The sequence below is a fragment of the Lactobacillus sp. genome (assembly GCF_051893255.1).
Classification (GTDB): Bacteria; Bacillota; Bacilli; order Lactobacillales; family Lactobacillaceae; genus Lactobacillus.
Genome location: NZ_JBJFHB010000017.1, coordinates 41,195 through 50,344, shown reverse-complemented (window position 1 = coordinate 50,344; position 9,150 = coordinate 41,195). Strand labels below are relative to the sequence as shown.

The 9,150-nt window shown below is 46.1% G+C and carries 12 protein-coding genes, 1 other RNA gene and 1 pseudogene; 2 read left to right on the top strand and 12 right to left on the bottom strand.

What is annotated here, in order from left to right:
- Positions 1 to 207: pseudogene (locus ACI4WN_RS01475) on the top strand (Abi family protein); the annotation flags it as partial.
- A 47-nt stretch (positions 208 to 254) separates the two neighbouring features.
- Here ACI4WN_RS01475 and ssrA read toward each other — a convergent pair.
- The 12 genes from ssrA to ACI4WN_RS01415 all read right to left on the bottom strand — a co-directional run bounded on the left by ssrA (position 255) and on the right by ACI4WN_RS01415 (position 8,117).
- Positions 255 to 615: a transfer-messenger RNA gene (ssrA, locus tag ACI4WN_RS01470) on the bottom strand.
- Positions 616 to 675: 60 nt separating this feature from the next.
- Positions 676 to 1,863, bottom strand: a complete 1,188-nt coding sequence (locus ACI4WN_RS01465) for an acetate/propionate family kinase (protein WP_439776661.1) — start codon at positions 1,861 to 1,863, stop codon at positions 676 to 678.
- Between the two features lie 33 nt (positions 1,864 to 1,896).
- Entirely contained in the window at positions 1,897 to 2,895 is a 999-nt protein-coding gene (locus tag ACI4WN_RS01460; RefSeq protein ID WP_009558555.1) for a class I SAM-dependent methyltransferase, read from the bottom strand.
- 64 nt (positions 2,896 to 2,959) lie between these two features.
- Positions 2,960 to 3,139: a hypothetical protein gene (locus ACI4WN_RS01455; protein ID WP_439776660.1), complete on the bottom strand. Its 180-nt coding sequence runs from the start codon at positions 3,137 to 3,139 to the stop codon at positions 2,960 to 2,962.
- Positions 3,084 to 3,566 (bottom strand): hypothetical protein, encoded by a 483-nt coding sequence (locus ACI4WN_RS01450; RefSeq protein ID WP_439776659.1) that lies wholly within the window; start codon positions 3,564 to 3,566, stop codon positions 3,084 to 3,086. Before ACI4WN_RS01450 ends, ACI4WN_RS01455 begins: the two co-directional genes overlap by 56 nt.
- Before the next feature lie 85 nt (positions 3,567 to 3,651).
- Positions 3,652 to 3,897, bottom strand: a complete 246-nt coding sequence (locus ACI4WN_RS01445) for a type II secretion system protein (protein WP_439776658.1) — start codon at positions 3,895 to 3,897, stop codon at positions 3,652 to 3,654.
- A gap of 10 nt (positions 3,898 to 3,907) precedes the next feature.
- A complete protein-coding gene (locus tag ACI4WN_RS01440) occupies positions 3,908 to 4,330 on the bottom strand; it encodes a pilus assembly FimT family protein (RefSeq protein WP_439776657.1) in 423 nt (140 codons plus the stop codon).
- The gene (locus tag ACI4WN_RS01435; RefSeq protein ID WP_439776656.1) at positions 4,327 to 4,680 is read right to left on the bottom strand and encodes a competence type IV pilus major pilin ComGC; all 354 of its coding nucleotides are present in this window, start codon (positions 4,678 to 4,680) and stop codon (positions 4,327 to 4,329) included. Before ACI4WN_RS01435 ends, ACI4WN_RS01440 begins: the two co-directional genes overlap by 4 nt.
- A 15-nt stretch (positions 4,681 to 4,695) precedes the next feature.
- Positions 4,696 to 5,697, bottom strand: coding sequence for a type II secretion system F family protein (locus ACI4WN_RS01430; RefSeq protein WP_439776664.1), 1,002 nt, complete (start codon positions 5,695 to 5,697; stop codon positions 4,696 to 4,698).
- The gene (comGA, locus tag ACI4WN_RS01425) at positions 5,663 to 6,637 is read right to left on the bottom strand and encodes a competence type IV pilus ATPase ComGA (protein WP_439776655.1); all 975 of its coding nucleotides are present in this window, start codon (positions 6,635 to 6,637) and stop codon (positions 5,663 to 5,665) included. Before comGA ends, ACI4WN_RS01430 begins: the two co-directional genes overlap by 35 nt.
- Before the next feature lie 143 nt (positions 6,638 to 6,780).
- Positions 6,781 to 7,515, bottom strand: a complete 735-nt coding sequence (locus ACI4WN_RS01420; protein WP_008461796.1) for a YebC/PmpR family DNA-binding transcriptional regulator — start codon at positions 7,513 to 7,515, stop codon at positions 6,781 to 6,783.
- An 89-nt stretch (positions 7,516 to 7,604) separates the two neighbouring features.
- Entirely contained in the window at positions 7,605 to 8,117 is a 513-nt protein-coding gene (locus ACI4WN_RS01415) for a VanZ family protein (RefSeq protein ID WP_439776654.1), read from the bottom strand.
- A 143-nt stretch (positions 8,118 to 8,260) separates the two neighbouring features.
- Here ACI4WN_RS01415 and ACI4WN_RS01410 point away from each other — a divergent pair, with 143 nt between their 5' ends.
- A complete protein-coding gene (locus tag ACI4WN_RS01410; RefSeq protein WP_439776653.1) occupies positions 8,261 to 9,133 on the top strand; it encodes a metal ABC transporter solute-binding protein, Zn/Mn family in 873 nt (290 codons plus the stop codon).
- Positions 9,134 to 9,150 lie beyond the last annotated feature (17 nt).

The window sequence follows — 9,150 nt, the reverse complement described above, 5'->3', positions numbered from 1 at the left end:
AAAGATGAATATCGTACTAGTTTTTATACTACTTTCATTACCATGCAGTGTTTTCTCAGCAAAACCGAATTTGCAATTCTAAACAATACTATTCGCAAGCAACTTAGAAATATGGACCAGAAGATTGTTTCAATAAAACTCAATACTATACTCGCAAAACTTGGTTTTCCAAATAATTGGCAAAATCAAAAGCCTTTAAAACAATAACATAAAAAAGCCTTGAGACTCAGTGTTCTCAAGGCTTTCCTATTTTGTGATGGAGATGAGGGGAATTGAACCCCTGTCCAAACGCATTCCGTCACCAATATCTACGATCATAGTTATATTACTTGAATTTCACCAGCACCAAACGCCATATAACAGGGCAAACAAGTCCTAGCTAGCCTGATGATCTCTTCTTACTTATTCAGGCGTGATAAGCAAGCGTATCCCGTAAGGTTGATACCGCAAGACGGCCACGGGCCGGTCATCTATTGGCAGCTGAGCGCAATTAAGCAGCTACAGCGTATGAGTTTTCGTTTGCAGTTAATTTAAACTGTTAACGTTTTTACGTAGACGTAACCTACGAATCGCAATCGGTGCGAATCTACGCCTGTCGAATCCCAAAACATCCCCATAAAAGAAGACATGCTAATTTTATCAAAAAATCAGCATGCCCTCAAGATTTTTGCTTAATTACTTAAGCTTAGCCAAACGAACAACGTCACGTTCGATCATCAATTCTTCGTCAGTTGGGATTACCAAAGCCTTCAGCTTAGAATCCTTCGTGGTAATGAAGCCCTCTTCGTTGCTTTCGTTAGCAGCATCGTCAACTTCAACGCCCATGTAAGTGAACTGGCTCAAAACGTCCTTTCTCATTGGATCGTCGTGTTCACCAATGCCGGCAGTGAAGATGATGGCGTCTGCCCCATTCATTTCAGCAATGTATGAACCGATGTAGCGAACTACGCGATCATCAAAGATTTCACTAGCCAGTTTTGCTCTTGGAGAGTCGCTGTTTCTGATATCGCGCTTGTCGCTAGAAATACCAGAAATACCCAAAAGACCTGACTTGTGGTTCAAGATGTCGATCATTTCGTCAAAGTCGGTCATGCCTTCCCTGTGCATGATGTATTGCAAGGCTGATGGGTCAACGTCGCCTGAGCGAGTACCCATGGTTACGCCGGCAAGTGGGGAGAAGCCCATTGACGTGTCGTAGCACTTGCCATCCTTAACGGCAGTTACGGATGCACCAGAACCCAAGTGACAAACGATCAGCTTCAGATCCTTCAAGTCCTTGCCCATCAGTTCAGCTGCTCTTTGGGATACAAAACGCACTGAGGTACCGTGGGCACCGTACTTACGAGCCTTGTACTTTTCGTAGTATTCGTATGGCAAAGAGTAGAGGTAGTGAACAGCATCCATTGATTGGTGGAAGGAGGTGTCAAAGACACCTACTTGCGGAACATCTGGCAAGAGTTCCATAAAGGCTTGAATGCCGCGGCCTTCTGCTGGGTTGTGCAAGGGTGCGTAATCAGACAGATCAAAAACCTTGTGCAGGTTGTCCTTGTCGATAATGGCTGAGTCTGGGAACAAGTCCCCACCACTAACGATCCGGTGGCCAACGCCGACAATTTCCTTAACGTCTTCAATTACGCCATATTCCTTCAGCCACTTCAGCAAGGTTTGAACGGCAGCCTCTTGGTTTGGCAAGTCAACTTCCGCCTCATGCTTTTCACCATTGGCTAACTTAATGGAAAAAGTTGACCCATCAATACCAATCCGGTCACCTAAACCAGATGCCAGGGCTTGTTCATCATCTAATGAAAAAATCTTATATTTGAATGATGATGAGCCAGAGTTGATTGCTAAAACCTTATCCATAATTAAATTACTCCTTTAACTTACTTCACAAACTTAATCATCTCTCTTAGTATACCACTCGTTCAGCTTAATATTAAGGCCAACCAGTGATTCTTCACTCTTGAGATTATCAAGCTTTGTGAGCAAGACTTCCTTTGGAGGACGGCTTTGGCCGTGGTTTTGGAAGACAAGGATGCTCTTTTCACCTATTTTACTTTGGAATAGGCGGCTTGGCAGCTGCACGATGGCCTGCAAGTGGACCTTATCAGCCAGCCAAGGCATAAAGTCAGCGCCAACTTGTCCGGTCAGCATGCTTTGCGGCACTAGCAAGAAGGCAAAGCCATCTGGAGCCAGATTTTTAACGATTTGTTCCACCATCAAGACATGGGAGTAAGAATGACCTTCCTTGGTGCGGAGGTCAAAGTTTTGGGCGTTAGCGTCATTAGCGTAAAAGCCGATTGGCAAATCGCTAACGACAGCGTCAGGCTTAACTGGCCAAGGAGTCAAGGCATCTTGGCAGTAAAAGTCAACGTCAAGACCAGCTAGGTGGGCACCAACGTCAGCCAGGTTCAGCATTTCTTCATCGTTGTCAAGTCCGACCAAGTCGAAGTAATTGACTGAGTGGTTTTCTTGAGCAAGCTGCTTGGTAACCGTAAACAGCAAGTTGCCGCTGCCCAGGGCTGGGTCAAGCAAGAGCTGCTTTTTCTTAGGCAAGAGCTTGTCCATAAACAAGGTCAAGACCGTGGCCATGATTGGGGGAGTTGGCATTTGGTTGGCATCCCGGCCATCGTCATTGATCGCCTTCAGCATCAAGAGACCATATACTTGGCTCTTTTGCTGGCTGGACCAATGGTCATAGCCTAAGGCAGCATACTTTTCCTTGAGTTGGTCAACGGTGGCTTGGTCTGGGGCGCCCATTTCCACGCGGATGTCGCCATTTTCCAAGTTGTCAAAAGTTTCCGTCAAGGCTTCAGCCAAGGGAACGTTCAAGGCATCTTGCAAGCATTGAACTGCGTCAAGCGTTTGGCTAAAAAGTTCTTCAATTCTATTCATCAGATTCACCCTTCTTTTTCGTACATACTTATTTTAAAGAAAGGCAAATCAAGCCGCAAGCATTTCAATTTCCCAGCAGGTACTTGATCAAGAGACTGTTGTTTGTAACGGACTCTTTGTAGGTGCCTAGGTAGCATTCAATCAGCAGCAAGCAGGTTGCTGTTAACAGAACGGCGCTGAGCAAGGCACTAGCCACTTGCGGTTTGGCTAGCAGTCTTTGCAGGTGCCGGATTTTTTCCATCATCGCTTTTTTGCTCATTTTTCTGATCCTTCGTTTCCTCCTTGCTTTTGACTTGCTCATCATCATCCTTCGGCGCTTTGTCCAGCTTGAGGTAGAGTTTAGAGTAGTTCTTGTTGGGCTCAGTGATACTGATCTTGACTAGGCCATCTTGGGCTTCAAAGCTGGCACCCCAGATTGTCAGTAGTGGCATGTAACCACCATTTGGAGTTGAGAGGATTAATTCACTACTATGATCGATCGTTTTTAACACATAAGTTTTATTGTCTTTTTTGCCATCGGTCACCTTTACAAAAGTCAATTTATCCTCGTCAGAATTTTTCAAATCGACGTAGACTTTATCGCAATCCTTTTTCAAAAAGCGATCCAGTTGCAAATAAGACAAGGCTAGTTGATTGATCGGTTGCTTTTGCCTTTCAAAGCTTTTTAACATGGACAAAAGATCGCCCGACAAAGAGATGGCAATTGCAGTTACGAGTACTGCTAAACAGGCTTCTAACAAACTAAAGGCTGGTTGTTTACTTGAGCGCGTAAGTCTTGTTTTCTTCCTCGTCATAAACTTTTTTATCCCCCCTTAGTTGGTAGTAGTGGCCATGGACCTTCACCCGGTCAACCTGACACTTTTTTAGGACATGGTAGGCTAATGCCTGATCGCAACGTCTACTGGACTTTTCGACCAGAGTTTTACTGCCATTGAGGCAAACCGCAGTCGTGTTGATTGCAACACAAATGATCGCTAAGGCTACGATAGCTTCTACTGCCAAAAAGGCTGGACTACTTTTCTTTGCTTTGGCCAAAAGCCATACCGAAGGTGTAAGTTTTCTCATTTTTTCCCTCGTAATAAAAGCGCAAGGTGCAAGGCTGATTGACTAAACAATCCTGCGTGATCTTCAAGTTATGCTTATTCGTAGAAAGAGTTACGCTCATCCCTTTAGGAAGCTCGATTGTTTGAACTACATCCCCTTGCATAACCTTGATTTTTCGATCGTCATAGATGTTTTGGATTTCCCCTGCCTTGCCGGTAATCATCACTTTCCGAACCGTGTTATCGATGGCATCCATCACTTGATCTGTCGTCCGAACAAAGCGTAGGTGGTCTTCATAACCGGTTAAGGTAAACTCACCAATTCCAAGAACCAGGATCGTAATCGCTAGGGCGATCACCGTTTCTAGCAGGGTAAAAGCCCGGGATTTCATTGGCCAGACTGCTTCTTAGTTTTATCTTCAATTACCTTTTCAACAGTAAATTGCTGAGCTTTTGCTTGGTCTGCCTGTTTTTGTGTTAGGTAACTTTCAGTAACCATCGTTTCAAAATCTTTTGGATAACTTCCCTTATCTTCGTGGTAAAGCTGTACTTGTGTTTGCAGAGTAGTTTCAAATGCATCTTTAGTTCGTCCATCTGCACGATCCTTCTGTGCTAGCAAGTTCGGCGAGATCAGCAACACTAACGTTGCAATGATCGCAACCACGATCACCATTTCGATCAGGGTAAAACCCGGCTGCTTTTTTGGAAAAAGCTTCTTTTCCAAACGATTCATCATTTTCATAATTTTCCTCACAATCTACATCCGCTGCATGCTGCCATAAATCGGCAACAGCAGCTTCAGATACATCCCAATAATGCACAGGCCAATCAAAATGAAGCAGATTGGCTGGACATTCACAATCATTTTTTCAATTTTCTGCGTTAGGCGGGTAAACAGCAGCTTGGCTAAGAGCAGGCACTGCTTGCTAAGGTCTCGTCGGCTGGCGCCAGTTTCGACTAGCAAGAGTAAATTAGCGTTTAAAAACGGCTCTTCTTGAATGATCTTGGATAAATCCTTCCCTCCTTTCAATTGCTCACTTACCTTTTTCCCTACGGCTTCTTGCAAAGATCCCTTGGTCTGCTGGCTGGCAAAAAAGCACATCTCCTGTAAAGAAAAGCCACTGGCCAGCAGCATCCCTAAGTCGTAGCAAATCAGATACTGCCCGTACAATTTCACGGCTTCGCCGATAAATGGCACCTTGGTTAGCTTTAAAAGCGACCCATAGTCCTGCTTTTTAAAATAGCCGGCCATGATGGCAATCGCTACAATTAAACTAATCGTCGCGATTACCAAAACATAGATCAGCAAATCTCCTTGCTTTTCAGAGCTGTCGGCAAACTGCACTGACAAAAAGTTTTGCATGAAAACCAGCAGCAGAGTCATCATGATGGCCAGGACTATCGGATAAGCCAATTCTCCTTCCAGCTTCTTGATCTGCTCATTCTTCATCCGGCCCAAGTGGGCCAGCTGAGCGAGGGATTCTTGCAGCTTACCTTGGCTGAGGGCAATGTTCAGCTGGGTGGCAGCCGTTTTGGAGTAGCCCAGTTTTACCAGTTCTTCGCTAAAACTGCCCCCTCCCCTGACTTTTTCATCCAGCTGCCCCAGCCAGGCCTTTTTAGGCCACAGCAGCGGCAAGAGCTGCAAGCCCTTTGACAGAGGAAAGCCGTTTTGCAGGCTGGTGCTTAAAAAGTTCAGCAGCTCCACTTGTTCTTCCCGGTTCAGCTTATCCTTGGCTAAACTGGCTGGCAGTAGTTTCATCAATAATGCCCTCCTTCAAAAGCTGGGCCAGATTGTCTGCCCAATTATGAAAGTCTCCGCGGTCTGTTTGCAAAAGCACTTTTTTCAGCATCTCCGGCCCAGCTAAGTCTAAGAGGCAGGCCGTTCCCTGCTTGCCCGGCAAGAGGCGTTGATATGATACAGCCGTCAAGCAGTTGACCAGCTCATTTTCTAGCACTCCTAGACTTTCTAGACGGGAAATGGTTTGAAAAGTACTCTTGGCATGGACCGTGGCTAAGACTAAGTGTCCGCTTAAAGCCGCATCGACCGCCAGATGGGCCGTCTCGCTATCGCGGATTTCCCCGATGATCAAGACGTCCGGCCGGTGGCGCAAAGCCGCTTTGAGCAGGCTTAAGTAGCTGATCCCAGCCACGGGGTTGATCTGCGTTTGCAAAAAGCTCCCCTCGTGGACTTCAACCGGGTCTTCAATCGTCATCACCATCTTGGTCTGGCTGAGCCTTTTGGCCAGCTCATACATGGTTGTCGTCTTGCCTGACCCGGTGGGGCCGCTGGTGATGATCAGCCCTCTTCTTTGACAAAAGCGGGCTAGGTCTTCTAATTGCTCTGGGAAAAAGTAGCGGCTCTGACTGAGCGCGTAAATCAAGCGAATTACCAAGGATTCACGGCCTTGGTAGTCGCCAAGACTTGACAGGCGGAGCCAGTAGTCCTTGTTCTCTACCGTTAGCTTCATGCTGCCTACTTGGGGACGGCGCTTTTCGGCAATGTCCATCTGGGCGGCATACTTAAACCAAGTTAAGAGTTCTTGGCCGCTTTGAAAACTGACCCCTTTTAACGGTGCCAGGCCCTTGGGGGTCCTAAGCCGGATCAAATAGCCCTTTTCCTTGGGCAGGAAAAAGATGTCGCTTGCACGTTCATGAATCGCCTCCTTGACTAAAGCTAAAACCTGCTCTTCGATTGCCATGTTTTCCTCCTTTCAAAAACTGCCGATTTTTACCCCCCACTATTTATTACGCCAAAAATCCAAATTTTACCGAAAAAAGGTACAAAAAAACCGCCTCTCTCTTACGAAAGTGCGGTTTTGTAAAATATTCAGCTTATTTCGAACTAATCTTCGTCTTCGTCAGCTGCGGCGGTGTAAACGTTAGAAACGTCATCGTCGTCTTCCAAAGCGTCAACCAGCTTTTCAAATTGTTCCTTCTTGTCAGCAGGAACTGGAGTGGTGTTTTGTGGCACCATGGTCAATTCAGAAACAGCAAGCTTGTAGCCAGCCTTTTCCAAAGCGTCGCGAACGCTAGTAAAGCTCTTAGCGTCAGTGTAGATTTCGTAGGCGTCATCGCTGGTTTGCAAGTCATCGCCGCCTGCTTCCATGACGTCCATCAGCATTTGGTCTTCGTCAGCATCAGTAGTTGAGCGGTCAATAACGATGTAGCCCTTCCGGTCAAACATGTAAGAAACTGACCCAGTAGCACCAAGGCTGCCGCCGTTACGAGTAAAGGCAACGCGAACTGAAGAAGCAGTCCGGTTCTTGTTGTCAGTCAAGGCTTCAACCAAGACAGCAACGCCACCTGGTGCGTAACCTTCGTAAGTTACTTCATCGTAGTGTTCGTCTGAATTGCCTTCAGCCTTCTTGATTGCCCGTTGGATGTTGTCCTTTGGCATGTTGGCTGCACGAGCCTTGTCCATGACCAAACGCAAACTTGGATTACCTGAAGGGTCAGGACCACCACTCTTTGCAGCCATGTAAATTTCACGAGAAAGCTTTTGGAAAACTTTCCCTCTCTTAGCGTCTTGCGCATTCTTGCGGCCTTGAATATTGTGCCATTTTGAATGTCCTGACATTTAGGATCCTTCTTTCTTTAATTAATATCATCAACTTTTTAATCATAACGCAGGCAAGCAAGAAATTCAACGGTTTCTCTAGGCAAAAGCTAGTTTTTTCTCGCTTTTTTCTGGCGAATCAGGTAAAAAATCACCGCTATCAAGATTGCGCAAAAGGCGCCGCTGCCGTCCAGCATCACGTCGTGGATGGTTGGGGTCCGGTCCCCGGTTAAAAATTGGTGGAACTCATCCATTGCCGCAAAAGCAAGACTGCTGAACCAGACAAAAATCGGGCCAGTCCATTTAATAACAAAAATTCGCCTTAAGCCTAGGTAGGCAAAAAGGCCATAGAAGAAGTAGCTGGTAAAGTGGGCCAGTTTTCTCACCACAAACTGGGTAAAGCCGGCTGAGCCGTCGGTTTTGACATTGTGCCATTCGCCGCCATAGTAGATATTGAGCTTGTGGATCAGCTCTTCCAGCCAGCCTAAGTAGGTATGGATAAAGCCGGGCTTCATTTTTTGCTCATGGTAGGTCATGGAGCTGGAGATGAAGAGCATGACCAGGACCAAGAAGGCTAATAGCAGATAAACTTTTTCTCTTTTTGTAAACTTAAAATCATTCATGAAAAATATTTTACCATCTTTTCCAGATCTTATTTAGTCAAAATCCTTGACAAGCTATTCTTTTTCTCGTATTCTAATATGATTTGCAGGTTAATGTGAATCACTAGACGAATTATTTTTATCTCGTGAAAGGAAAATTTATTATGAAAAAACGTAAATTGATCTGGCCCCTGCTGCTCCTTTGCCTCGGACTGCTCACGGCCTGCAGCCAGCAAAATTCTAGCGGCGGCAAGATTAACATTGTCACCTCCACTAACATCTACGCCGACATTGCTAGCCAAATCGTGGGCAAATACGGCAAGGCCACGGCCTTGATCGCTAACGGCAACACGGACCCCCACGACTTTGAGCCAACCACGGCCTCAGCCAAGGTGGTGGCCCAAGCCGACATCGTCGTTGCCAACGGCATGGGCTATGACTCCTGGATGGGCAACCTGGCTTCTTCTAACGACAAAAAAGAAGTCAAGGTCGGCGAAGACCTGATGGGCCTGGCTTCTAGTAGCAATCCCCACATCTGGTACAACTTAGATATGCCGAAAAAGTACGTAGCCTACCTGGTCAAAAAGCTGAGCAAATTGGACCAAAAACACGCCAGCTACTATAAGGCTAACGCCAAGGCCTACCTCAAGCAGATCGCCAAAATCGAAAAGGTCGCTGACCAAACCGATGGCAAGAAGAGCAAGCCAGTCTTTGTCAGCGAGCCCGTTTTTGACTACGCCTTAGAGCGGACCGGCTTTACCATCGGCGACAAGAACTTTGAAGAAGCTACCGAAAAAGAAACTGACCCAAGCGCAGCCATGATTGCCAAAATGAACAAGGCAATCGAGAAGAAGCAAATCGCCTTCTTTGTCAACAACACCCAATCAAGCTCTGACACGGTGAAGACTTTTATCAAAAAGGCTAAGTCCAAGAACATTCCAATCATCGAAGTGCGGGAAACCATGCCTAACAAGGTTTCTTACGCCAAGTGGATGTTAAGCAACTACCAAAAGCTGGCTAAGTTTAGTCAGCAATAACTTGAATAAACGAAAAA